This window comes from Hydrogenophaga sp., assembly GCF_051860785.1.
GTDB lineage: Bacteria > Pseudomonadota > Gammaproteobacteria > Burkholderiales > Burkholderiaceae_C > Hydrogenophaga.
Map to the genome: position 1 here is coordinate 61,985 of NZ_JBIMLB010000014.1, position 22,601 is coordinate 84,585.

21 protein-coding genes are annotated in these 22,601 nt (G+C 66.5%); 13 read left to right on the top strand and 8 right to left on the bottom strand.

What is annotated here, in order from left to right:
* The first annotated feature begins 74 nt into the window (after positions 1 to 74).
* The 8 genes from mprF to ACTIF6_RS17845 all read left to right on the top strand — a co-directional run bounded on the left by mprF (position 75) and on the right by ACTIF6_RS17845 (position 9,683).
* Complete coding sequence (gene mprF / locus ACTIF6_RS17810) at positions 75 to 2,642, top strand: bifunctional lysylphosphatidylglycerol flippase/synthetase MprF (protein WP_439589263.1); 2,568 nt, start codon at positions 75 to 77, stop codon at positions 2,640 to 2,642.
* Positions 2,639 to 4,018 (top strand): virulence factor family protein, encoded by a 1,380-nt coding sequence (locus ACTIF6_RS17815; RefSeq protein WP_439589264.1) that lies wholly within the window; start codon positions 2,639 to 2,641, stop codon positions 4,016 to 4,018. Before mprF ends, ACTIF6_RS17815 begins: the two co-directional genes overlap by 4 nt.
* Positions 4,019 to 4,081: 63 nt before the next feature.
* A complete protein-coding gene (gene mnmG, locus ACTIF6_RS17820) occupies positions 4,082 to 6,055 on the top strand; it encodes a tRNA uridine-5-carboxymethylaminomethyl(34) synthesis enzyme MnmG (protein ID WP_439589265.1) in 1,974 nt (657 codons plus the stop codon).
* Positions 6,052 to 6,726, top strand: coding sequence for a 16S rRNA (guanine(527)-N(7))-methyltransferase RsmG (rsmG, locus tag ACTIF6_RS17825; protein ID WP_439589266.1), 675 nt, complete (start codon positions 6,052 to 6,054; stop codon positions 6,724 to 6,726). The genes mnmG and rsmG overlap by 4 nt, the downstream gene beginning before the upstream one ends.
* A gap of 79 nt (positions 6,727 to 6,805) precedes the next feature.
* Positions 6,806 to 7,420, top strand: a complete 615-nt coding sequence (locus tag ACTIF6_RS17830; protein ID WP_439589267.1) for a LysE family transporter — start codon at positions 6,806 to 6,808, stop codon at positions 7,418 to 7,420.
* Positions 7,421 to 7,425: 5 nt separating this feature from the next.
* Entirely contained in the window at positions 7,426 to 8,196 is a 771-nt protein-coding gene (locus ACTIF6_RS17835) for a ParA family protein (protein WP_439589268.1), read from the top strand.
* Positions 8,197 to 8,211: 15 nt separating this feature from the next.
* Positions 8,212 to 8,751 carry an RBBP9/YdeN family alpha/beta hydrolase gene (locus tag ACTIF6_RS17840; RefSeq protein ID WP_439589269.1) on the top strand — a complete coding sequence of 180 codons (540 nt, stop codon included), beginning with the start codon at positions 8,212 to 8,214 and terminating at the stop codon, positions 8,749 to 8,751.
* A 14-nt stretch (positions 8,752 to 8,765) separates the two neighbouring features.
* Positions 8,766 to 9,683 carry a ParB/RepB/Spo0J family partition protein gene (locus ACTIF6_RS17845; protein ID WP_439589270.1) on the top strand — a complete coding sequence of 306 codons (918 nt, stop codon included), beginning with the start codon at positions 8,766 to 8,768 and terminating at the stop codon, positions 9,681 to 9,683.
* A gap of 12 nt (positions 9,684 to 9,695) precedes the next feature.
* Here ACTIF6_RS17845 and ACTIF6_RS17850 read toward each other — a convergent pair whose 3' ends face one another.
* Complete coding sequence (locus ACTIF6_RS17850) at positions 9,696 to 10,685, bottom strand: pyrroline-5-carboxylate reductase family protein (RefSeq protein ID WP_439589271.1); 990 nt, start codon at positions 10,683 to 10,685, stop codon at positions 9,696 to 9,698.
* Between the two features lie 281 nt (positions 10,686 to 10,966).
* On the opposite strand from ACTIF6_RS17850, the gene ACTIF6_RS17855 reads away from it, so the two are divergent.
* Positions 10,967 to 11,770, top strand: a complete 804-nt coding sequence (locus tag ACTIF6_RS17855) for a YbaY family lipoprotein (RefSeq protein WP_439589272.1) — start codon at positions 10,967 to 10,969, stop codon at positions 11,768 to 11,770.
* A gap of 8 nt (positions 11,771 to 11,778) precedes the next feature.
* Here ACTIF6_RS17855 and ACTIF6_RS17860 read toward each other — a convergent pair whose 3' ends face one another.
* Complete coding sequence (locus tag ACTIF6_RS17860) at positions 11,779 to 12,282, bottom strand: 2,4'-dihydroxyacetophenone dioxygenase family protein (RefSeq protein ID WP_439589273.1); 504 nt, start codon at positions 12,280 to 12,282, stop codon at positions 11,779 to 11,781.
* Positions 12,283 to 12,460: 178 nt separating this feature from the next.
* Between ACTIF6_RS17860 and ACTIF6_RS17865 the strand changes: the two genes are divergently transcribed.
* Complete coding sequence (locus ACTIF6_RS17865; protein ID WP_439589274.1) at positions 12,461 to 13,366, top strand: helix-turn-helix domain-containing protein; 906 nt, start codon at positions 12,461 to 12,463, stop codon at positions 13,364 to 13,366.
* A 6-nt stretch (positions 13,367 to 13,372) separates the two neighbouring features.
* Here ACTIF6_RS17865 and ACTIF6_RS17870 read toward each other — a convergent pair whose 3' ends face one another.
* The 4 genes from ACTIF6_RS17870 to ACTIF6_RS17885 are packed head-to-tail and all read right to left on the bottom strand — an operon-like array spanning position 13,373 to position 17,935.
* A complete protein-coding gene (locus ACTIF6_RS17870; protein ID WP_439589275.1) occupies positions 13,373 to 14,797 on the bottom strand; it encodes an FAD-binding oxidoreductase in 1,425 nt (474 codons plus the stop codon).
* A gap of 26 nt (positions 14,798 to 14,823) precedes the next feature.
* Positions 14,824 to 16,362 carry an amidase gene (locus ACTIF6_RS17875; protein ID WP_439589276.1) on the bottom strand — a complete coding sequence of 513 codons (1,539 nt, stop codon included), beginning with the start codon at positions 16,360 to 16,362 and terminating at the stop codon, positions 14,824 to 14,826.
* Positions 16,359 to 17,330: a Bug family tripartite tricarboxylate transporter substrate binding protein gene (locus tag ACTIF6_RS17880; RefSeq protein WP_439589277.1), complete on the bottom strand. Its 972-nt coding sequence runs from the start codon at positions 17,328 to 17,330 to the stop codon at positions 16,359 to 16,361. The genes ACTIF6_RS17875 and ACTIF6_RS17880 overlap by 4 nt, the downstream gene beginning before the upstream one ends.
* Positions 17,327 to 17,935: a TetR/AcrR family transcriptional regulator gene (locus ACTIF6_RS17885; RefSeq protein ID WP_439589278.1), complete on the bottom strand. Its 609-nt coding sequence runs from the start codon at positions 17,933 to 17,935 to the stop codon at positions 17,327 to 17,329. Before ACTIF6_RS17885 ends, ACTIF6_RS17880 begins: the two co-directional genes overlap by 4 nt.
* Positions 17,936 to 18,472: 537 nt before the next feature.
* Here ACTIF6_RS17885 and ACTIF6_RS17890 point away from each other — a divergent pair.
* Together ACTIF6_RS17890 and ACTIF6_RS17895 are read left to right on the top strand one after the other, a co-directional pair.
* Positions 18,473 to 19,039, top strand: coding sequence for a cob(I)yrinic acid a,c-diamide adenosyltransferase (locus tag ACTIF6_RS17890; RefSeq protein WP_439589279.1), 567 nt, complete (start codon positions 18,473 to 18,475; stop codon positions 19,037 to 19,039).
* The gene (locus ACTIF6_RS17895; protein WP_439589280.1) at positions 19,036 to 19,398 is read left to right on the top strand and encodes a hypothetical protein; all 363 of its coding nucleotides are present in this window, start codon (positions 19,036 to 19,038) and stop codon (positions 19,396 to 19,398) included. Before ACTIF6_RS17890 ends, ACTIF6_RS17895 begins: the two co-directional genes overlap by 4 nt.
* Here ACTIF6_RS17895 and ACTIF6_RS17900 read toward each other — a convergent pair whose 3' ends face one another.
* Positions 19,399 to 19,821: a hotdog fold thioesterase gene (locus ACTIF6_RS17900; RefSeq protein ID WP_439589281.1), complete on the bottom strand. Its 423-nt coding sequence runs from the start codon at positions 19,819 to 19,821 to the stop codon at positions 19,399 to 19,401.
* A gap of 102 nt (positions 19,822 to 19,923) precedes the next feature.
* Between ACTIF6_RS17900 and ACTIF6_RS17905 the strand changes: the two genes are divergently transcribed.
* Positions 19,924 to 21,189, top strand: coding sequence for a hypothetical protein (locus ACTIF6_RS17905; protein ID WP_439589282.1), 1,266 nt, complete (start codon positions 19,924 to 19,926; stop codon positions 21,187 to 21,189).
* A gap of 7 nt (positions 21,190 to 21,196) precedes the next feature.
* On the opposite strand, the gene ACTIF6_RS17910 is transcribed toward ACTIF6_RS17905, so the two are convergent.
* Positions 21,197 to 22,552, bottom strand: a complete 1,356-nt coding sequence (locus ACTIF6_RS17910) for a solute carrier family 23 protein (RefSeq protein ID WP_439589283.1) — start codon at positions 22,550 to 22,552, stop codon at positions 21,197 to 21,199.
* Between the last annotated feature and the right edge of the window lie 49 nt (positions 22,553 to 22,601).

Sequence of the window (22,601 nt, forward strand, 5' to 3'; positions counted from 1 at the left end):
CGGATGGAAGGTCAACCGAGTGGGGACGCGTACACTGGCCTGCCAACGCGACCCACGCTTTGCGCGCCTTGCCCTTGAACGCTCTCGCCCCCGAAACGCTGGTCTCCCGTCTGCGGCAGTGGCGCCTGTGGGTGTATGCCGCGCTGGCGTTGCTGCTGGGCGTGCTGGTAGTGCAGGCCGCGCACAAGGTGATGGCCGAGGTGAGTTATGCTGCTGTCGTGGCGGCGGTGCGCACCACGCCCTGGACCGCCCTGCTGCTCTCGGTGCTGGCCACGGCGCTGAGTTACCTGGCCCTTACTTATTACGACCGTTCCGCCCTGGCTTACGCGGGTGCCCGTCTGCCGCAGCGCGTGGTGGCCAAGACGGCGTTCATTGCCTACGCCCTTTCCAACACCATCGGCCTGGGTGTGCTCACCGGCGGTGCCGTGCGCATGCGGCTCTATGGCGCGGCGGGGCTGGAGGCGGGCCTGATCTCGCGCGCCATCGTCTTCAACGCCTTTGGCTTCGGCCTGGGGGTGGTGGTGGTGGGTGCGGCGGCGCTGGTGTGGGGCGCGGGCACGGTGCAGACCGTGTTCGGTGCGCCGCCCGGGCTGCTGCGGGGGCTGGCGGTGGTGGTGCTGCTGGCGGCGGGCGCGTTCATCGGCTTCTGTCGCTTCGGTGGTGTGCAGCCGGTGTTTCGCGGGGTGTCGATTCGCCTGCCCAGTGCGTCGCTCGCGTCGCAGCAGTTGCTGATCTCGGCGGTCGACGTGGTGGCCGCGGCGGCCGCCCTGTGGTTCCTGCTGCCTTCGGGTGCCATTCCCTTTCCGGCGTTTGTGGGTTTCTTCGCGCTGGCCATCGCCCTTGGAGTGATCAGCCACGTGCCCGCCGGCCTGGGCGTGTTCGAGGCGGTGATGCTGCTGGCGCTGGGCCAGCATGTGCCGGCCGAGCAACTGGCCGGCGCGCTGGTGCTCTACCGTGTGATCTACCACCTGCTGCCCCTGGCGCTGGCGGTGCTGATGCTGGCCGGGACCGAGTGGCAACGCGGTGCGGCTACGCCGGTGGTGAAGGCCGCATCGGCGCTGTCGCCGTTGCTGCTCTCTGCGTTCACCTGGGTGGTGGGCGTGGTGCTGCTGGTTTCGGGCGTCACACCGGCCACCGACGACGCCACCGAGCTGCTGTCGCGCTTCATGCCACTGCCGGTGGTGGAGGCCGCGCACTTCCTGGGCAGCATCGCCGGGCTGGCGCTGCTGTTCGTGGCACGCGGCATGTTCCTGCGGCTGGACGCGGCCTGGTGGGCCGGCCTGGGGCTGGCGCTGGTGAGCCTGGTGCTCTGCCTGCCCAAAGGCATTGCCGTGTCCGAGGCGGCGCTGCTGCTGGTGCTGGCCGGTTCGCTCGCGCTCTCGCGCAAGCACTTCAACCGGCGCGCCGCGCTGTTCGCCCAGGCCTTCACCTGGGGCTGGCTGGCGGCGGTGGCGGCGGTCGTGGTGGCGGTCACGGCGCTGCTGTTCTTTGCCTACCGCGATGTGGACTACGCGAACCAGGTCTGGTGGCAGTTCGAGTTCGACGGCCACGCACCGCGCTCGCTGCGGGCGCTGGTGGCCGTGTGCCTCATCACCCTGGTGGTGGCGCTGGGCCAGTTGCTGCGCCGACCGCGCGGCACACTGGTGAAGCCCGATGCTGGCGCGCTGGACCAGGCGTCGCGCATCGTGCGGGCGCAGCCGGTGGCGGGCGCGGGGCTGGTGATGATGGGCGACAAGAGCCTGATGGTGTCGGAGTCGCAGCGGACCTTCATCATGTTCGGGCGACGCGGGCGTTCGTGGGTGGGGCTGTACGACCCGGTGGGGCCCGTGGCCGAGTGGCCGGAACTGGTGTGGCGTTTCGTGGAGCAGGCGCGGGAGGCGGGCGGACGCGCGGCGTTCTACCAGGTGCGCCCCGAAGGCCTGCCGGTGTACCTGGACGCGGGGCTGCGCGTCTACAAGCTCGGCGAGTGCGCGCTGGTGGACCTGCCCGGCTTCAGCCTGCAGGGCAAGCAGCGCGCGAACCTGCGCCACGGGGTGGCGCGCGCGCAGCGCGAGGGCCTGAGCTTCGAGGTGCTCGAACCGGCTGCGGTGGCCAGTGGGTTCGACGAATTGCAGGTCATCTCCGACGCCTGGCTGGGCAAACACCAGACGGCGGAAAAGGCCTTTTCGCTCGGCGCGTTCCGGCGCGACTACGTGTTGCGCCAGCCGGTGGCGGTGGTGCGGCAGGGCGGGCGTATGGTGGCGTTCGCCACGCTGCTGTGCACCGACCAGAGGCTTGAGGCCAGCGTGGACCTGATGCGCCAGTTGCCGGACGCGCCGCGCAGTGCGATGGACTTTCTCTTCGCCCAGCTCATCCTGCATTTCCAGGCGCAGGGTTACCAGCGCTTCAACCTGGGCATGGTGCCGCTCTCGGGCATGGCGCAGCACCCGCTGGCGCCCAACTGGCACCGCCTGGGGCGACTGCTGTTCAACCACGGCGAGAACTTCTACAACTTCCAGGGTCTGAGGGCTTTCAAGGAAAAGTTTGATCCAGTCTGGGAGCCGCGTTACCTGGCCTCGCCCGGCGGCTTTGCGCCGTTCTTCATCCTGGCCGATGTGGCCGCACTCATCGCTGGCGGCCTGCGCCGCGTGATCACCAAATGAAGCGACTGTTCTTCACTGTTGTGATGGGTCTGGCGTTGGCCTTGGGTGGACCTGTGACCGCGCTGGCCCAGGAAAAGATCTCGCACGGCAACTTCAAGGACGTGCTGCTGTACCGGCCCAAGGGCGAAGCGAAGTCCTTCGTGCTGTTCCTCTCCGGCGACGAAGGCTGGACGCCCGCGCTCGCCACCCAGGCGCAAGCGCTGGCCGACCAGGGCGCGGCGGTGGCCGGCATTCACACCCCGCGCATGCTGGCCGCCGTGAACAAGGCCAGCGGCGACTGTCTGCTGCCCGATGGCGACCTGGAGAACCTTTCGCATTTCCTGCAGGGCTATGCGCGCCTGCCGGCGTATTTCCCGCCCGTGCTGGTGGGCCAGGGCTCGGGCGGCACGCTGGGCTACGCCATGCTTGCGCAGGCGCCGGCCGATGTGCTTGGCGGCGGCATCTCGCTGGGCTTCTGCCCTGTGCTGAATGTGCGCAAGCCGCTTTGCAAGGGCGAGGACGTGCACTTCAAGCGCAACCCGGGCGGGCGCAGCCTGACGCTGTTGCCCGCGTCGAAACTGCGCGAACCCTGGGTGGCGGTGCAGGGCGGACGGAATCCGGCCTGTGCGCCAGCGGTGGCGCAACAGTTCGTGGCGCAGGTGGGTGGCGCCGAAGGCGTGAACGTGCCGGCGGGCGAGACCCTGGCGGCCTTGCTCGCGGCGCACCGCAAGCTCACCACGGGCCTGACGGCGGCCGCAACGCCTGCTGCGCCCGAGGCCAGCCTGGCCGACCTGCCGCTGGTGCCGGTGACGTCCCCCGTGTCGTCGGACACCTTTGCCGTGCTGCTCTCGGGCGATGGCGGCTGGGCGGGCATCGACAAACAACTGGCCGCCAAGCTGTCGGCCGCGGGCGTGCCGGTGGTGGGGCTGGACTCACTGCGATATTTCTGGTCGGCGCGCACGCCCGAAGGCCTGGCGCTCGTCCTGGACCGCGTTCTGCGTGCTTATGCGGTCCAATGGAAGAAGAGCCGGGCGCTGCTGATCGGCTATTCGCAGGGTGCCGACGTGCTGCCGTTCGCCGTCACGCGCCTGTCGCCCGCATCGCGCGCGCTGGTGGCGCACACCGTGCTGATCGGGCCGGGCGAGAAGGCTTCGTTCGAGTTTCGGCTGAGCAACTGGCTCAGCCGCGACAAGGGCGGGCGCCCCCTGAAACCCGAGCTTCAGAAGCTCACCGCAGCGAACACGCTGTGCATCTACGGCACGGACGACCGCGACACGGTCTGCCCCCACGTGCCCGAGGACCAGGTCACCCGGGTGCCGATGGCCGGCGACCACCACTTCGACGGCATCTACCAGAAGCTGACCGAGCAGATCCTGCAGCGCACGCGCTCGCCGTGATGGTGGGACAATCACTGGTTGTCCGGGCGCCATTCATGCCGCCCTTCTGAGGCGATCCCCACCATGCTGTACCCCCAGGAATTCGATGTCATCGTCGTCGGCGGTGGCCACGCCGGCACCGAAGCCGCGCTGGCCGCCGCGCGCATGGGCTGCGCCACGCTGCTGCTCACGCACAACATCGAGACCCTGGGCCAGATGAGTTGCAACCCCAGCATCGGCGGCATCGGCAAGGGGCACCTGGTGAAGGAAGTGGACGCGCTCGGTGGCGCGATGGCGCTGGCCACCGACGAGGGTGGCATCCAGTTCCGCGTCCTCAACAGTTCCAAGGGCCCGGCGGTGCGCGCCACGCGCGCCCAGGCCGACCGCGTGCTCTACAAGGCGGCCATTCGCCGTACCCTGGAAAACCAGCCCAACCTGTGGCTTTTCCAGCAAGCGGTGGACGACCTGATGATCGAAGGTGACCGTGTGACGGGGGCTGTAACGCAAGTGGGCGTACGCTTCCGTGGGCGCACGGTGGTGCTGACGGCGGGTACTTTCCTCGACGGCAAGATCCATGTGGGCCTGAACAACTACGCGGCCGGGCGTGCGGGCGACCCACCGGCGGTGTCGCTGTCGGCCCGGCTGAAAGAGCTGAAGCTGCCGCAAGGCCGCCTGAAAACCGGCACACCACCGCGCCTGGACGGGCGCAGCATCGACTATTCAAAATGCACCGAGCAGCCCGGCGACGGCGTGCCCGGCGGGATGAATCCCGACCAGCCGGTGCCTGTGTTCAGCTTCATGGGCCATGCGGGCATGCACCCGCGCCAGGTGCCGTGCTGGATCACGCATACCAATGAGCGCACGCACGACATCATTCGCTCGGGCTTTGACCGCAGCCCCATGTTCACCGGCAAGATCGAGGGCGTGGGCCCGCGCTATTGCCCGAGCGTGGAAGACAAGATCAACCGCTTCGCTGACAAGGACAGCCACCAGATCTTCCTGGAGCCTGAGGGCCTGACCACGCACGAGGTGTATCCCAACGGCATTTCCACCAGCCTGCCGTTCGACATCCAGCATGCGCTGGTGCGCAGCATGGCCGGACTGGAAAACGCCCATATCCTGCGCCCGGGCTACGCCATCGAATACGACTACTTCGACCCGCGCTCGCTCAAGAGCAGCTTCGAGACGAAACAGATCCAGGGCCTGTTCTTCGCCGGCCAGATCAACGGCACCACGGGCTACGAGGAGGCGGCGGCGCAGGGTCTGTTCGCCGGGATCAACGCCGCGTTGCAATGCCGGGGGGAGGGTGCCTGGCTGCCGCGCCGCGACGAGGCTTACCTCGGCGTGCTGGTCGACGACCTCGTGACCCAGGGCGTGACCGAGCCTTACCGCATGTTCACCAGCCGCGCCGAGTTCCGACTGCAGCTGCGCGAAGACAACGCCGACATGCGCCTGACCGAAGCTGGGCGCCGCCTGGGGCTGGTGGGTGACGCGCAATGGGATGCCTTTTCCCGCAAGCGCGATGCGGTGGCACGGGAGACCGAGCGCCTCAAGGCGACCTGGGTGAGTCCGCGCAACCTCCCGGCGGAGGAAAGCGAGCGGGTGCTGGGCAAGGCCATCGAGCACGAGCACAACCTGTTCGACCTGCTGCGCCGCCCTGGCGTGGCCTATTCGGCAGTCGTGGGAATGGACGGCGGCAAGTACGCCGCACCGGACGTTTCACGTGAAACACTGGCCGACTTGCTGGAGCCGGTGGTGGAGCAGGTGGAGATCGCCGCCAAGTACGCCGGCTACATCGATCGCCAGAAAAACGAGGTGGAGCGTGCTGCCCATTACGAGGGCTTGAAACTGCCAGCCGACCTGGACTACTTGCAGGTGAAGGCCTTGTCTTTCGAGGCGCGCCAGAAGCTGGCCAAGCACCGGCCCGAGACCCTGGGCCAGGCCTCGCGCATTTCGGGCATCACCCCCGCGAGTATCTCCCTGTTGCTGATTCACCTGAAAAAGGGCGGCTTCAAGGGATTTGCGACGCTGCCGGTTGCCGCCGATATTTCCGCATGAGCGACCTGCGTTCCACCCTGCAGGCCGGGCTGCAGTCGCTTCGGCTTGAGCTCGACCCCGGCCAGGTCGATCGGCTGCTGGACTACATGGGCCTGCTCCAGAAATGGAACAAGGTCTACAACCTCACTTCGGTGAGGGATCCGGCCGAGATGATGACTCACCATCTGCTGGACAGCCTGGCGGTGATCCGCCCCTTGCTGCAACAGGTCGGCGAACGCCCGATCAAATTGCTGGACGTCGGCTCCGGCGGCGGCCTGCCGGGCGTGGTGATCGCCATCGCCTGCCCGCAGATCGACGTGACCTGCGTGGACACCGTGGCCAAGAAGGCTGCCTTCATCCAGCAGGCGGCGGCCACGCTCCGTTTGCCCAACCTGCGCGGATTGCACGCCCGTGTGGAGACGCTCAACGCCTTGTCCGGACCGGCATACGACGTGGTGGGTGCGCGGGCCTTTGCCTCGTTGCTGGACTTCACCCGCTGGTCGCGCGAGGCGTTGGGGCAGGGCGGCATGTGGATGGCCATGAAAGGCAAACACCCCGCCGATGAGCTGGCCACCCTGTCCGCCGAAGGCGGGGCGGTCGATGTGTTTCACGTGGAACCATTGCAGGTGCCCGGGCTGAATGCAGAACGATGCATTGTCTGGATGCGTCCGGGCCCGCCGTCTGTGGCCTGAGCATCACAGCGTGCGGAAAGCGGCGCAAGCCGGCAAGACCGTCACGTAAACTCGACCCTCCACATCCCAGGGGTCTTTCATGTTCGGCATTGCGGACTACGGCGCGTTCGTCGCGGCCATCATCGTGTTTTTGCTCATTCCAGGGCCGGGCAACCTGGCCCTGATCACCTCCACCAGCAAGGGTGGTGTGCGCGGCGGCCTGGCGGCGACCTTCGGTGTGATCGCTGGCGACCAGGTCCTGATGTGGCTGGCGGTGGCCGGTGTCGCGGCCTTGTTGACGGCGTACCCGGCGGCTTTCAGCGCCGTGCAGTGGTTGGGCGCTGCGTATCTGGCCTGGCTGGGCTGGAAGATGCTGACCGCCAAGGCAGGCGATACACCGGTGCTGAACATCCGCCCGCGCCAGTATTTCCAGCAAGCGGCGCTCATCACCCTGCTCAATCCCAAGGCCATCGTGTTCTACATGGCCTTCTTCCCCCTGTTTGTTGACCCGGCCCGCCACCAGGGCCTGATCACCTTCGGCGCCATGGCCGCCACCGTGGCCGTATTGACCTTTCTGTATGGCCTCACCGCTGTGCTCCTCACGCACTTCCTCGCCGAGCGCATGCGCGCGAACCCGAAGATCGGCCGGGCGCTGGAGAAGGTGGCCGGGCTGTTTCTCATCGGATTCGGCCTCAAGTTGGCCATCTCGAAGTAAACCAGATGGCCAAAATTTTCTGTGTGGCGAACCAGAAGGGTGGGGTCGGCAAGACCACCACCACCGTCAACCTCGCCGCCGGCCTCGCCAAGGTGGGGCAACGGGTGCTGATGGTCGACCTGGATCCGCAGGGCAACGCGACCATGGGTTCGGGTGTGGACAAGCGCAGCATGGCGCTCTCGGTGTACGACGTGCTGCTCGAATCCGCGTCCGTCAACGAGGCGGCGGTGTTTTCGGACAAGTGCGGCTACCACGTGCTGGGTGCCAACCGCGAACTGGCTGGGGCCGAAGTGGAGCTGGTCGAGGTGGAGCGGCGTGAACGGCGCCTGAAGACGGCGCTGGCCGAAGTGGCTGGGCAGTTCGATTTCATCCTGATCGACTGCCCACCGTCCCTGAGCATGCTCACGCTCAACGGCCTGTGCGCTGCGCACGGGGTAATCGTGCCCATGCAGTGCGAGTACTTCGCGCTCGAAGGCCTCACCGATCTGGTCAACACCATCAAGCAGGTCCACGCCAACTTGAATCCCGATCTGGCCATCATCGGTCTCTTGCGCGTGATGTTCGATCCGCGCATCACCCTGCAGCAGCAGGTGAGCGACCAGCTCAAATCGCATTTTGGCGACAAGGTGTTCGACACCGTGATCCCGCGCAACGTGCGCCTGGCCGAAGCCCCCAGCTACGGTCTGCCCGGCGTGGTGTTCGATCCCTCGGCGCGCGGCAGCCAGGCCTTCGTGGCGTTCGCGAAGGAAATGGTCGAACGCATCCACAAGCTCTGAGCCCGGATGTTTCACGTGAAACCAGAGAACGTACTCATTCTTCCCGGCTGGCAGAACAGCGGACCGGCGCACTGGCAAAGCCTGTGGGAGGCGAGCCACGGCTACCGGCGGGTCGACCAGCACGACTGGATGCGACCGAAACGTGGCGACTGGATCGCCCGGCTGGAGGATGTGCTGCTCACCTGCGATGAGCCTGCGGTGCTCGTGGCCCACAGCCTGGGTTGCCTGCACACGGCGGCGTGGGCGTCCCATTCGAAGAATCTCGATCGGGTGAAGGCCGCATTGCTGGTGGCGCCGGGCGATGCCGAGCGCAAGGAGATGCGCCCGGTGCTGCCTAGCTGGTCGCCCATCCCCATGCAACGCCTGCCGTTCCCGAGCGTGCTGGTGGGCAGCCGCAACGATCCCTATTGCAGCTTCGAGCGCGCCCAAGCCCTGGCCCTGGCCTGGGGTTCGCGCTTTGTGGACCTGGGCGAAGCCGGCCACATCAACGCCGATTCCGGGCTGGGCGACTGGCCGCAAGGCCACGCCGTGCTGGCCGAACTCATGAACCTCTGAAAGCGGAAAGACCCATGGTCACCAAGAAACCCAAGGGCCTCGGCCGCGGACTCGAAGCCCTGCTGGGTCCGAAAGTGTTCGAAGGCGCGCCGGCCGAAGCTGGCAACCAGCTTCCATCGAGCCTCAAGCTCGACCAGCTCGTGGCCGGCATCTACCAGCCGCGCACCCGCATGGACGAGGGCGCGCTGTACGAACTGGCCGAGAGCATCAAGGTGCAGGGCGTGATGCAGCCCATCCTGGTTCGCCAGCTCGCGGCCGGCCCGAACGCCGGCAAGTACGAAATCATCGCGGGTGAACGGCGCTTTCGCGCCTCACGGCTCGCGGGCCTGGACAGCGTGCCTGTGCTGGTGCGCGACGTGCCCGATGAGTCCGCCGCCGCGATGTCGTTGATCGAAAACATCCAGCGCGAAGACCTCAATCCACTGGAAGAGGCCCACGGCCTGCAACGGCTGGTGAAAGAGTTTGGACTCACTCACGAACAGGCGGCTCAGGCAGTGGGCCGCTCGCGCAGCGCCGCCAGCAACCTGCTGCGCCTGCTGCAACTGGCCGAGCCGGTGCAGACCATGCTGATGGCCGGCGACCTGGACATGGGCCACGCCCGCGCGCTGCTCGCGCTGGACAAGGCCAACCAGATCACGGCGGGCAACCAGATCGCTGCGAAGAAGATGTCGGTGCGTGAGGCCGAGAACCTGGTGAAGAAGCTGGGCGCCGAGTTCGCGCTGGCACCGCAGAAGCTCAAGAAAGAAAAGTCGCGCGACATCCGCCGCGTCGAAGAGGAACTGGCCGATCTGCTCACGGCCGAGGTCGAGGTGCGCGTGAAGAAGCGCGTGAAGCGCCATGGGCGCATGGAGGACATGGGCGAGATCGCGATCCAGTTCGGGTCGCTGGAAGCGCTCAATGGGCTGATCGACCGCTTGCGGGCAGGGCACTGAGAGGCGGTTCTCTCACAAGGCCGCGGCCACTCTCAACGGTGTTTTTGTGGCTGGGTGCGACCCCGCCTGCATCTCCACAGACCTATGGGCCGCCGCCAGCACCGCTGCGAAGGCGCTGCTGGAATCGTGCCTGCCCGCCATGGCACTCAACCCGGCTGCCGTGGTTCCATTGGGGGATGTCACCGCTCTGATCCGCTCTTCCAGCGGCTGGTGGGGGTCGCGTGTGACCACCTCGATGGCGGATTGGGCGGTGTCCACGACCAGGGATGTGGCTGTACTGGCGTGGAGCCCTGTGGCCTCTTGGGCACCGCGAATCATGGCCGCCATGTACCGAAGGGGGTCGTGAGGGCTGCCGTTTAGGTCGGCTGTGCCCGGCAGGTCTTTGAGCGCGCTGACCCACACGCCGACTGCATGAGCTCGCGCGGCATCAGGAGCCATGCCGCTCTGGATGGCTTCCGTCTCGAGGGCCCGCATGTGATGAAAGACAAAACCAATGCCAGACCCGGCGCAAGCCGTGACGCCGTGCATGTGCTCAGGGCTCTCGACCCAGGTGGCTGAACCGAATGAGCGGGCGATGTGCTCGGCCATGTCACGGTGCTCGGCGGAGACGCCCGGTGGGGCATAGAGGCCAGTTGCCGACCGCTCGACCAAGGCGCCCTGGTTGGGCATGGCCCACACGACCTGCTCGGGTGCTACACCCGTGGCTTGCGCAACGGATTGCGGCGAAACGCCGGCCATGATTGAGAAAAGCAGAGCGCGCGACCGGTTCGCCACGGACGTCTTGAGTTGTTCGCCGACCTCGCCAATGCCGCTTGGCTTGCTGCCGAGAAAGACCATATCGGGAGGGCCACCTTGGTCCTTTTCGAACGGCAGACGATGTCCAGATTGCGGAAAGCTCTTCCTCAGCTTATCGAGGCTTGATGGTCCGCTGGCAACAAAAGTGAGCTGGTCTGGGCGGATGAGCTCGGAGGAAAGCATTGCGCTGGCGATGGGGCCTCCCATGTTGCCGGTACCACCGATGAAGAGAACGCGTCCCGGAATACGAGGAAGTGGCATGGCAGAGCTCGCTGTGATGGGCCCCGCTTGCGCGCCGAGGCTGGAGGATCTGGACCGATCCGATGCATCGGATTCTTGCCGTCGCTCGAACCCTCCGGTGAATGGAGGAATACGCCGCCGGAATCGAGCCTCGAAATCGAGGTGCAACGCGCGCGAGTTCGCCCAATCGGTTGTGCGCACAATGGGGTCGCTGTCCCGCAAGCCATTTCCCGTCTTCAGGAGCCGCCATGACGATCTCGAACTCCCCCCTGTTTGCACGCCGTCCGCTGCTGGCCGCCCTGGCCGCCGGCCTGCTGATGTCGGCCTGCGCCACCCCCGCACCCACTGAACCGCCGCTCACCGTGACCGGCACCGCCCGTTTCGATGGGCAGGTGGTCTTGCCGCCGACCGCCGTGCTGGAGGTGTCGGTGGCCGATGTCTCGCGCGCCGATGCCCGTGCCACCACGCTGGCCCGTTTCACCGGCCCGGCCAGCGGACCGCAGCCTTTGCGTTTCACCCTGCCGGTGGATCGCAAGCTGGTCCAGGAGCGCGGCAGCTACTCGGTGCGAGCCGAGATCCTGGTGGACGGCAAGGCCCTGTATGTGACCGACAGCGCCTACCTGGTGCTGGGCCATTCGGGCAACACCCAGGCAGACGTGCTGCTTCGCCCGGTGGACACCCGCGCGCAACCCGCATCGCCCCGCATCGAGAACGTGCGCTGGGCGCTGGTGGCACTGGATGGGCAGCCCCTGCCGCCGCAGGACGCGGCGAGCACGCCGTACTTCGTGCTCAACGCCGAAGGCAACCGCGTGACGGGTTCGGGTGGCTGCAACGCACTGGTGGGCACCTATACCCTGAATGGTCAGGCCTTGCAGATGCTGCGCGGGCCACGCCGCGAGCTGCAGGTCTGCGCAGCCGACATGGAGCGCGAACGCGCCTTCATGTTCGCCCTGGCCACCACCGAACAATGGGCCATGCAGGGCACGCGCCTTCGCTTGCTGGACCGCCTGGGTGCGCAGGTGGCTTTGTTCGAGGCGCGTACAGCTCTCTGACGAATCCTTCAGGCCAAGGCGGGCGCCGCCACCACCGATTTGCGGTGGATGTGGTCCGCCGCACCGTTGGCCTTCGCGGTCTCGTAGTGCCACTCGATGTCCAGCACACCCGCCAGCGAGCCATCCTCGGCCAGGCCGCCGATGGGGCCGAACATGAAGCCCAGCAGGATCAAGCCATCAGGTCCGGTGAAGGGCTGATGAGTGATGCCGCCAGCTTCCACCATGTAGTCGCCCGCAAACACCTCGCCGTGCTCGTAGCCAAAACCACCCTCCACGATGTAGGCGTGCGCAGCTCCGAAGTGCTTGTGCACACCCGCCACGGTGCCCGGGTCCACCTTGAGAAGGATCACGAGCAAGCTGGACGCGTCATCGCAGTGCAGCAGCTTGAAGTGAGTGCCTGGCATGCCCCAGGGCGTCCAGGGAACTTCCCTGGTGCGAACAATGAGAGAGCCATCGGGGTAGCGCAGCGAAACGCGTGGATCGGTGCCAGTGGTTGCGTGGGTAATGGTCATGGTATCTGTCTCCTGCAGGTGATGACGGCCCGATTGACCGCCAGACGCATGCTCGGCGCCTGAGCGCTCGTACCTCTGCGGGAAACCCCTCAAAGCGGTGCGTGCGCACACGTGCAATGCCGGTTTTTCGACAGCCACCCGCATGGACGACAGCGTGCCGTTGGCCTAGCATCGCGCCATGCCGGCCACGAATCCTTCCGCCATGGACACCGCTCATTGCATCGGGCGCTTCGCCCATGCAGAGCCCGAGCGCGTGCTGCGCACTCAGACGGGTGACGTGGTGGGCGCGATCTGGTCGCATCCGCCCACACAGACTCAGGTCAAGGGGTTGGATCATCACGCGCTCGCTCTGCACCTGTCGGGCTGCACGCTGGTGGAGAAATGGTGCGATGGCCGGTCATCCGGCCACCGCTCGCGCGTCGGCAGCATCAGCCTCGTGCCTGCAGCGCGCACCACCGATTGGGTGATCGATGGCCACTGCCGGGTGGCCCACGCCTACGTGCATCCGGCGGCGCTCGCCGATGCCGCCGAGCGGCTCGGTCGACCCTGGCCGAGTGAAGGCCTGGCGGACTTTTTCGCCGATGAGGACCCTCAACTTCAACGCTTGCTGCGCTGGCTCTTTCATGAAGCGATGGAAGACGCGCTGGACCCTTTCGCGCTGGAACAGTGGCAGGCCCTGCTCTTCGCTCATCTGGTTCGACGGGATGATCGCGCCTTCGCGAAAGGTGCGGACGCAGTCGACACGCGACGGATCGCGCTCACCAGCGCCACGTTGCGCAGGCTGTTCTCGCACATCGAAGAGCACCTTTCAGGCGGCCTCAGCCTGCGCACACTTGCCGAAACCGCCCACCTTTCGCCCGATCATTTCCTGCGTGCGTTCAAGCTCGCAGTGGGAGAGACGCCTCACCAATACGTGTTGGGCCGGCGCATGGTGCATGCCCAGGAATGGCTGGTGCGAACCGACATGGCCGTGATCGACATTGCCCAACAGTGCGGGTTTCGCGGCGCCAGTCATTTTTCGGCCGCGTTTCGCCGACAGTTCGGCCTGACACCCACCGACTGGCGACAGCAGCGCCGCCGCTGACCGATTTCAGAGCGAAAAGATCTTCCCAGGATTCATGATGTTGTCCGGGTCGAGCGCGCGCTTGATGGTGCGCATCATGTCCACCGCGCCGCTGCCGGCCTCGGTGAGCAGGAAGTCCTTCTTGTGCAGACCCACGCCGTGCTCGCCGGTGCAGGTGCCCTCCAGGCGGAGGGCGCGCGCCACCAGCTGGTGGTTGAGCTGCTCGGCCAGCGTGTGCTCTTCGGGCTTGTCGGGATCGATCAGGTAGCCGAAGTGGAAGTTGCCGTCGCCCACGTGGCCGACCAGGAAGTAGGGCAGGCCGGCGGCGTCGGCTTCGCTCACCGAATCGAGCAGGCAGTCGGCCAGGCGGCTGATGGGCACGCAGGTGTCGGTGGAGATGGCGCGGCAGCCGGGCTTGCTCTGGATGGCGGCGAAGTAGGCGTTGTGCCGCGCGGTCCACAGGCGGGTGCGTTCCTCGGGCGTGTCGGCCCACTGGAAGGCATTGCCACCGAACTCGTTGGCGATCTCCTGCACCGTTTCGGCCTGCTCCTTCACGCTCGCGGGCGAGCCGTGGAACTCCATGAGCAGCATGTTTTCCTCGCGCAGGCCGAGCTTGCTGTGCGCGTTGACCATGCGCACGGTGTTGTGGTCGATCAGCTCGCAGCGCGCGATCGGCACGCCGAGCTGGATCACCTGGATGACGGTGCGCACCGCAGCCTCGATGCTCGGGAACGAGCAGGTCGCCGCTGAGATGGCTTCGGGCAGCGGATACAGCTTGAGCGTGATCTCGGTGATCACGCCCAGCGTGCCTTCGCTGCCCACCATGAGGCGCGTGAGGTCGTAGCCCGCGCTGCTCTTTTTCGCGCGCGTGCCGGTGCGGATGACCTCGCCGCTGGCGGTGACCACTTCAAGCGCCAGCACGTTCTCGCGCATGGTGCCGTAGCGCACGGCGTTGGTGCCGGAGGCGCGCGTGGCCGACATGCCACCAATCGACGCATCGGCACCAGGGTCGATCGGGAAGAACAGGCCCTCGCTCTTCACGGCCTCGTTCACGGCCTTGCGCGTCACGCCGGGCTGCACCGTCACCGTGAGGTCTTCGGCGTTGATGGCGAGCACGCTGTTCATTCGGCTCACGTCGATGCTGATGCCGCCTTCCACCGCGAGCAGGTGGCCTTCGAGCGAGGAGCCCACGCCGAACGGGATCACCGGCATGTGGTGCTGCGCGGCGAGCTTGACCGCATCGGCCACGTCCTGCGTGCTTTCAGCGAACACCACGGCCGCTGGTGGTGGCACCTGGTAGACCGACTCGTCGCGCCCATGCTGCTCGCGCACCACCAGGGCGGTGGAGCACTGCGCGCCGAAACGCGTCTGCAGGCCGTCAATGAAGCCTTCGGGAATGGCGCGCTGGTGGACGTCGGGCACCAGATGGGCGTGGGCGGTGGGGGAGTTCATGGTGGGCTGTCTCGCTGGTCAGGTTTTCAGACGGCGGTGGGAGCGGATTCATGGTAGCCGCTGCCGGCCGCCCATTGTGGCGGATGGGTCACGATTTCGCGCAATTCCGGGCGCGGCTCGCGACGCAAGGCGTCGATGTCGGGGCGGGGGCGCCCAGCAGAACCCCACCAGGTCTCCAGTGACCGGCCCATGGCCAGAAGGCGGGCATCCTGGTGCAGGGGAGCGATCAGTTGCAGGCCGAACGGCATCCCCGACTCGTCCAGGCCGCACGGCAGCGACAGCGCGGGGCAGGTCGAGAGCGTGACCAGGTAGGTGAGACTGAGCCACTCGTAGTAGTTGCGCTGCTCGACGCCGTCAATCCGCTCTGCGTACAGCTGACGCCAGGGGAAAGGCGAGAGGGGCGTGACGGGCGCCACGATCAGGTCGACGTGTTCGAAGGCGCGCTGGAACTGGCGGAAGATCCGGGTCTGAGCCAGGTGGGCCTGGGCACGCTCCGAGAGGGTGATGTGGGCTGCGAGCTCCACGTTGGCCCGCACGTTGGGCCCCAGCGTTTCGGGCTGGGTGCGGTAGATCGCTTCGAAGCCTGCCAGAAAGCTCTCGGCGCGGATGACGTCGAAGCACCGGTGACCCTCGTTCAGGCTCCACTCCAGTTCCTCGCAGTGCGCGACCGCTGACGACAGCGATTGCACACGCTGTGCGAAGGTGCGCCGGATCATGGGGTCGACCGCACAGGTCCCGAAGTCAGGGGTGAAAGCCACACGCAGCGTCGAGAGGTCCACCTCGGGCAATGGCCAGAATGCGTTGGGCCGGGTCGGAACCGCCAGCGGGTCCATTGGGTGGGGCCCTGCGCAAGCCGCCATCATCCACGCGGTATCGGACACGTCTCGGGCCATTGGCCCCAACACCGAGATGGCGGACCAGCCCAGCGTCCGCGCGTCGTTGGCGATCATCCCGGGCGAAGGCCGCAGGCCCACCACGCCACAGAGTGAGGCGGGTATGCGCAATGAACCGCCGGTGTCGGACCCGGTGCACAGCGGCAACATGTCGGTGGCGAGCGCGGCCGCAGAGCCACCGGATGAGCCCCCCGCGTTCAGGGCCGGATTGAAAGGGTTGCCCGTGGCGCCCCAGACCGGATTGCGCGTGTTTGCCCCGGCACCGGAATCCGGCACATTGGTCTTGGCCGTGACGATCGCCCCGGCCTGGCGCAGCCGAGCCACCAGCGCGTTGTCGCTGGCTGGCACATGGCTGCGAAGACGCACGTTGCCGTGCGTGGTCAACAGGTCAGCGGTGTCCTGCAGGTCTTTCACGCCCAGCGGAAGGCCGTGCAGCAAGGGCAGGTTGCCGTCGCTGCGCATCACCGCGCGTTCAGCGCTGCGGGCAGCCGCCATCGCGCGCTCGTCGTCCCTGGCGCAGATCGCATTGACTGCCGGGTTGATCGCATCGATGCGGTCCAGGCACGCCTGCATGAGCTCGACCGGTGAAATGTCCTTGCGCGCGATGCACGCGCGCAACTCGCGCGCGCTCCATGCGACCAGATCGGCGGATTCGGCAGATAGGTTTCTCACTCGGTGGCCAGCCCCAGCTTTTCAATCAGGGGTTTCCAGACCGCAATGTCGCGTTCCGCGTAGGCCGCGACATCACCGGGCTTGCTGTTGACCAGCGCCACGTTCATCGTGTTCATGCGGGTGGCGTAGGTGTTGTCGTTGCGACACTTGTTGGTGGCGTCGTTGAGCTTGGCGATCACATCGGGCGGCGTGCCCTTCTTCGCCACGATGGCAATCCATGCCGGACGCGCGAGCACGGCCGGCCCACCCGCTTCGGCGATCGTGGGCACGTCGGGCATCAGGCTGGATCGCTCACTGGCGAACACGGCCAGCGGGACCAGCTTGCCGGCCTGCACCTGTGTCGCGGCGGTGCCAATCACCAGCGTCATGGCCTGGATGTGATGGCCCATCAAAGCGTTCAGGCCTGCGGACTCACCCACGAAGGGCACATGTGTGGCAGGCCACTTCATGGCTTCGGCCAGCGCGGTGGTCAGCAGGTGCGCCGGGCTGCCTTTGCCGGGCGAGCCGAAGTTCAGGCCGCCGCTTTGCGCGTTGGCCACCCTGGTCAGGTCCGTCAGTTTCTGGATGCCCATGCCGGCAGGCACCGCAAGCACCAGTGGCGAGGTGCCGATCACCGCGATGCCGTCGAAGTCCTTGAGCGGGTCGTACGGCATCTGTTTGTGCACGAAGGGCGTGATGGTCATCTGGGACATGCCGATGGACATCACGTTGGCGCCGTCGGCGGGCTGTCCCTTGAGGTAGTTGATGGCCAGGATGCCGTTGGCACCCGGGCGGTTCATCACGACGGATGTGATGCCTGTCTGCCGCGAGGCGCACTCGGCCCAGGCGCGGGTCATGGCGTCGGAGCCGCTGCCGGGCGGCTGCTGCGCGACGACCTGCAAGGGTGGTGTCTGTGCCATGGCTTGCGCTGCACCCAGTGCCAGCGAAGCGATGGCGAGCCGCTTGAAATGAAGGGGGGTCTTGCTCATGGTTGTGTCTCCGGGGTGATCAGGAACGACTGGATGGTCTTTGAAAGCACCTTGAGCTGGGCGTCGATTACTTCGCTCGATGCAAAGGGGGCCTGCAGGCCCAGGCCGCGCAGGCAGGAAAGCACGAAGTTCACATGGGCCATGCTCTCGCGCTGTTGGCGAAGTTCGGGAAAGCTCTCGTGCATTCGCTGTGTCAGCCGCTCGCTGAGCTGGGTGCGTCGCTCGATGATGTGCGCCGTCATCACGGGGTCTTCGCGGGCGGCCAGGTACGCCGACCACGCCATGGCAAATCGCGGTTGCCCGTACAACTGCTCCCAGGCCTGCTGCACGAAATGGTCGGCGCGCTCGCGTGCCGACCACTGCGCTGGCGGCCAGAAGTGGTTGTCCTTGTCGAGCCGGTCGATCAGGTGCGCGAGCACTTCCATCATCAGCGCCGCCTTGGAGCCGAAATGGTGTTGCACTGCACCCGTGGTCATGTGTGCCACGCGTGCCACCTCATGGATGGACAACTGCCCATAGCCCCTGGACTCCAGCACTTCGATGGCGGCGTCCAGCAGACGTGTGCGCGTCTGGGTGCTCTTGAGTTGATGAAGGTTGGGTGCCATGGAATTCGAGCGTTGATTACATTATGGTTGTAATGTAATTTGACGCTGCGAGGGCAAACCCTGATGACTTCGCGGGCGGGTGACGGCGGCTGACGCCGCGTGCGGGCTACGACCGATGACTGCCCGGGCGAAACGGCGCGAGCAAGGCCTGCAGGCGCGGAGGGCGTGTCTGTGTGTTGAGTCGAGACGGTGTGAAAACGGAAAGCGCGTGTGGGGTGGGCGGAGCCACCGGCGCTGCGGCAATGCCGGCAAGGCTCAAGGCACATGCCGCCATCAGCTGGACGCTGCGCTTCTCGAAATCCGAAATGGACAGAGGGGACTGAAGTCGAAAACGGGACATCCGGCAATTCCATGTGTCTGTGGACGAAGTCGCATTACGCACGCGTCCGGTCGACGAGCCAAGCGCTTTTGCCAGCGGTTGCGCTCTTCAAGATACCTTTGCGCAAGACACATTCCCCCTCATCCGGTTACGGGTTCCCGGTGCGGTGTCCACCTCAAGGACAATCGGTGCCTGCATCCCATTTCCCAAGGACTTTCATGGGCAACCGACTCACCCAGATCGCTACCCGCACCGGCGACGCCGGCACCACCGGCCTTGGCGACAACACACGCGTGTCCAAGAACAGCCTGCGCGTGCACGCCATGGGTGAGGTGGACGAACTCAACTCCCACATCGGCGTGCTGCTGTGCGAGGACATGGCCGATGACGTGCGTGAACTGCTGGTCGAGATCCAGCATCAGCTTTTCAACCTCGGCGGCGAGCTGTCCATTCCCGGTTTCGAGTTGCTCAAACCCGAGGCTGTCCTTGCGCTCGACGAGGCGCTGGAGACCTACAACGAGAAGCTGCCTCGCCTGCAGGAATTCATCCTGCCCGCAGGCACCCGCGCGGCCAGCCTGGCGCATGTGTGCCGCACGGTGGCGCGCCGCGCCGAACGCGCCGTGGTGGCCCTGGACCACGAGGAAACGCTCAAAGAGACACCGCGCCAGTACCTCAACCGCCTGTCGGACCTGATGTTCGTGCTGGCGCGGGTGCTCAACCGCATGAACGGGGGCGACGACGTGTACTGGAAGAGCGAGCGTCTGGCCCGGGCCGACGCATCATGAGTCCAAGTGGCTGGCTGGCAGGCTTGCTCGCGCTCGCCACAGGCCTGGCGTGCGCGCAGGGAGGCAAGGGGCCGAAAGCCGAGAAGCAGAAACCGGCTCAGGAAGTGTCGCTGAACTGCGAGGTGGTCTACCTGCCCGCGCGCACCACCTGGACGCGCCTGGTGAGCATCGGCTACGACCAGCAGCGCGTGCGCACGGTGCAGATCGATGGCGTGCCGGTCTACACCTTCACGGTGCGGGACACGGTGATCCTCACCGCGGTGGACAACGAGCGCATCCAGATCGACACCGCCAGCCAGACCTGGACCAGCGATTTCCGGGGGGCGGCTACTTCACAAGGCCGCTGCGAGCGGCGCTGATCAGCGCGGTGCTAGCACCGCCATCGTGATGCGCGAAACGCAGGTGAGTTCGCCCGCGTCGTTCGTCATGTCGATCTGCCAGACCTGGGTGGTGCGGCCGATGTGCACCGGCCGTGTGACGCCGGTCACCCAGCCGCTGGTGGCGCCTTTCAGGTGATTGGCGTTGATGTCCAGCCCCACGGCGCGGTGGCCTTCCGGGCAGCTGTAGGCCGCGCCGCACGAACCCAGCGTTTCCGCCAAAACCACGCTCACGCCGCCGTGCAGCAGGCCGTAAGGCTGCTTCGTGCGCGTGTCCACCGGCACGCGCGCGGTGATGAAATCGTCACCGACTTCCAGGAACTCGATGCCCAGTTGACGCACGGCGGTGTTGTCGTGGATGCGGGTGAGTTCTTCGACCGAGATGGGTTTTTTCCAGACGCTCAATGGTGTTCTCCTGTGACCATGAGCGTCACTATAGGACGCGGCGTGCGCCTACAGACCGCAGCGCGTCGCGCGCGCACCATCGGGTCTGGAGCACACCATCCCATGACACCCGCAAACCGCCGTTGGGCCGTTGCCGCAGCCAGCCTCACAGCGCTGCTGGCCGCCGCATGGCTGGCGCTGATGGCATGGCTGCCGTCCGATGATGAGCTCGCGCGCCGCGTGGAGGCCGAGTTCGAGGCGCGCCTGGGGCAGAAGCTGGTCGTCGGCGCAGTTCAGTGGCGGGTGTTCGGCGGTGCCATGCTCGAGTTGAGGGACGCGCACACCGTGCAGCCCGAGCCCATCCGCATCCGCCGCCTGAGTGTCCACCCCGAACTCCTGCCCCTGCTTCACCGGCAACTCGTGATCGACCGCCTGGAGGTGGACGGCGCCGAGGTGCCGCGCAACGCCCTGGCCGCGTACCGAGGGAGGGAACAGGCCTCCAGGGGCAGCCTGTTGCTGCGTGAACTCTCGTTCAACGACGTCACCTACATCTCTTACAGCGGCATCCCCGTGGTGTACGCGGGCGAGATGCTATTCGGTGCCGACCGCCTGCCCGAGCGCGTGATGATCCGCCGGCCCGAGATGGAGCAGCCCACCTTGCTGGAAGCCACGCGGGAAGGCACCGCCGAGGGCGGCGCTCACACCTACCAGCTGCAACTGCAGGCGGCCGGTGGTTCGGCAGAAGGACAGGCCCGCCTGACGACCACGCCCGAAGGCCGCATGAGCCTCGAGGGCGAGCTCGCGCCACGCAACGTGGAGGTGGAATCGCTGCTCAAGGCCTTCAATCGCCGCTCGCCCATCGGTGGCTTTGCGTCCGGTAAGACCGAACTGCGCGCCGACGGCGACAGCTACGCCGAGCTCTTCCGCTCGCTGCACACGCGCAGCGTGCTGCGGGTGGAGCGCGCGAAGATCCTGCGCTTCGACATGGAAAAAGCCGTCAAGTCCCTGGGCGAAGACCGCGCGGGCGAAACCGCGCTGGAGAGCCTGACCGGCGTGATGGACACGCAGAACACCCAGCAGGGCATGAGGACCGAGTTCACGCAAGTGAAAGCTGTCTCGGGCCCCTACATGGCGCATGGCCGGGCCACGCTCTACCGCCGCCAGATCGATGCCGAGGGCAAGGTCGAGACAGGTGGCGGCGTGGTCGAGGTGCCGTTCACGGTGAAGGGCCCCACCCGTCAGCCGGATTTTGCCGTGGCCTGGGGAGCCATTGCCGGCGCGGTGGCGGGCACGGCGGTGTTGCCAGGGATCGGCACCGTGCTGGGCGCGAAAATCGGCGGCGCATTGAGCGCGCCCGCCAAGCCTCAGGCCGAGCCGCAGGCGCCCTGAGGACTTGCTAGCCTTTGCGACGGTTCAACAAGGCGTAGAGCAGGATGGCGCCAAAGGTGGCGGTGCCGATGCCGCCCAGGGCAAAGCTGCCGAACTTCAGCGTGTATTCACCGGTGCCGAGGATCAGCGTGATCGCCGCCACCAGCAGGTTTTTGTTGTCCGAGAAGTCCACCTTGTTGTCGACCCAGATCTTCGCGCCGGCAATGGCGATCAGACCGAACACCACGATGGACACGCCGCCCATCACCGCCAGTGGAATGGCCTGGATCAGTGCGCCGAACTTGGGGCTGAAGCCGAGCACGATGGCCACGCATGCGGCCACCACGAACATGGCGGTGGAATAGATCTTGGTCGCGGCCATCACGCCGATGTTTTCCGCGTAGGTGGTCACGCCGGTGCCACCCGAGGCGCCGCTGACCATGGTGGCCACGCCGTCACCGATGAAGGCCTTGCCGAGGTAGGGGTTCAGGTCGCGCCCGGTCATGGCACTCACCGCCTTGATGTGACCCAGGTTCTCGGCCACCAGGATCAGCGCCACCGGGGCAATCAGCAGCACGGCCTGGATCTCGAACACCGGTGCGGCGAACCTGGGCAGGCCGAACAGCGGTGCCGTGGCCAGCGCCGAGAGGTCGATCGGCTTGCCCAGCCCCAAGCCATTGGTGAGCACCGCGTAGATCAGGCTGGCCACGATGAGGCCGACCAAAATGAGGAGCCGCTGCGTCATGCCGCGCGTGTACACGGCGACCAGGCCCACGCTCACGAAGGTCACGGCCTGCATCCACGCATCGAAGCCGGTGGGCGCCATGTTCTTGATCGGGATGGCCGCGAGGTTCAGGCCGATCACGGCCACCACCGCACCGGTCACCACCGGTGGCATGAAGCGCTCGATCCAGTGCACGGCGACATCGTTTTCCACTTCCTCGACCTCCATGCCCTTGATGGGCGTGGTGCGCGTGTGGCGCACGTTGGTCAGGTGCACGATGAAGCCGATGAGCGTGTAGATCGCCCCGCAGGCGATGATGCCGCCCAGCGCAACGCCCAGGTTGGTGTTGAGGCCCGGGCCCGCGTAGCCGCTGGCCGCGATCACCACGCCGATGAAGGCGAAGCTCGACCCCAGGTAGCTCGGCACCTTGCCGCCGGTGATGACGAAGAAGATCAGCGTGCCGATGCCGCTCATGAGGATGGCGACGTTGGGGTCGAACCCCATGAGCAACGGCGCCAGCACGGTGGCGCCGAACATGGCAATCACATGCTGCACACCCATCACCCCGGTCTGCGGCCAGGGCAGGCGTTCGTCGGGCGCGATCACGCCGCCGCCGGCTAGCGTCGAAGCCGGTTTCTCGGTCCAGTTGAACATGCCCATGCTTGCCTCCTCGTCGTGTGTATTGGAAACGGCGCCTCTCGCGCCGACG

Bases quoted from the DNA above. Each gene is read 5' to 3' on its own strand.
- ACTIF6_RS17815 (WP_439589264.1), top strand. From the start codon at position 2,639: ATGAAGCGACTGTTCTTCACTGTTGTGATGGGTCTGGCGTTGGCCTTG.
- mnmG (WP_439589265.1), top strand. From the start codon at position 4,082: ATGCTGTACCCCCAGGAATTCGATGTCATCGTCGTCGGCGGTGGCCAC.
- rsmG (WP_439589266.1), top strand. From the start codon at position 6,052: ATGAGCGACCTGCGTTCCACCCTGCAGGCCGGGCTGCAGTCGCTTCGG.
- ACTIF6_RS17830 (WP_439589267.1), top strand. From the start codon at position 6,806: ATGTTCGGCATTGCGGACTACGGCGCGTTCGTCGCGGCCATCATCGTG.
- ACTIF6_RS17835 (WP_439589268.1), top strand. From the start codon at position 7,426: ATGGCCAAAATTTTCTGTGTGGCGAACCAGAAGGGTGGGGTCGGCAAG.
- ACTIF6_RS17845 (WP_439589270.1), top strand. From the start codon at position 8,766: ATGGTCACCAAGAAACCCAAGGGCCTCGGCCGCGGACTCGAAGCCCTG.
- ACTIF6_RS17850 (WP_439589271.1), bottom strand. From the start codon at position 10,685: ATGGGAGGCCCCATCGCCAGCGCAATGCTTTCCTCCGAGCTCATCCGC.
- ACTIF6_RS17855 (WP_439589272.1), top strand. From the start codon at position 10,967: ATGACGATCTCGAACTCCCCCCTGTTTGCACGCCGTCCGCTGCTGGCC.
- ACTIF6_RS17860 (WP_439589273.1), bottom strand. From the start codon at position 12,282: ATGACCATTACCCACGCAACCACTGGCACCGATCCACGCGTTTCGCTG.
- ACTIF6_RS17865 (WP_439589274.1), top strand. From the start codon at position 12,461: ATGCCGGCCACGAATCCTTCCGCCATGGACACCGCTCATTGCATCGGG.
- ACTIF6_RS17870 (WP_439589275.1), bottom strand. From the start codon at position 14,797: ATGAACTCCCCCACCGCCCACGCCCATCTGGTGCCCGACGTCCACCAG.
- ACTIF6_RS17880 (WP_439589277.1), bottom strand. From the start codon at position 17,330: ATGAGCAAGACCCCCCTTCATTTCAAGCGGCTCGCCATCGCTTCGCTG.
- ACTIF6_RS17885 (WP_439589278.1), bottom strand. From the start codon at position 17,935: ATGGCACCCAACCTTCATCAACTCAAGAGCACCCAGACGCGCACACGT.
- ACTIF6_RS17890 (WP_439589279.1), top strand. From the start codon at position 18,473: ATGGGCAACCGACTCACCCAGATCGCTACCCGCACCGGCGACGCCGGC.
- ACTIF6_RS17895 (WP_439589280.1), top strand. From the start codon at position 19,036: ATGAGTCCAAGTGGCTGGCTGGCAGGCTTGCTCGCGCTCGCCACAGGC.
- ACTIF6_RS17905 (WP_439589282.1), top strand. From the start codon at position 19,924: ATGACACCCGCAAACCGCCGTTGGGCCGTTGCCGCAGCCAGCCTCACA.
- ACTIF6_RS17910 (WP_439589283.1), bottom strand. From the start codon at position 22,552: ATGGGCATGTTCAACTGGACCGAGAAACCGGCTTCGACGCTAGCCGGC.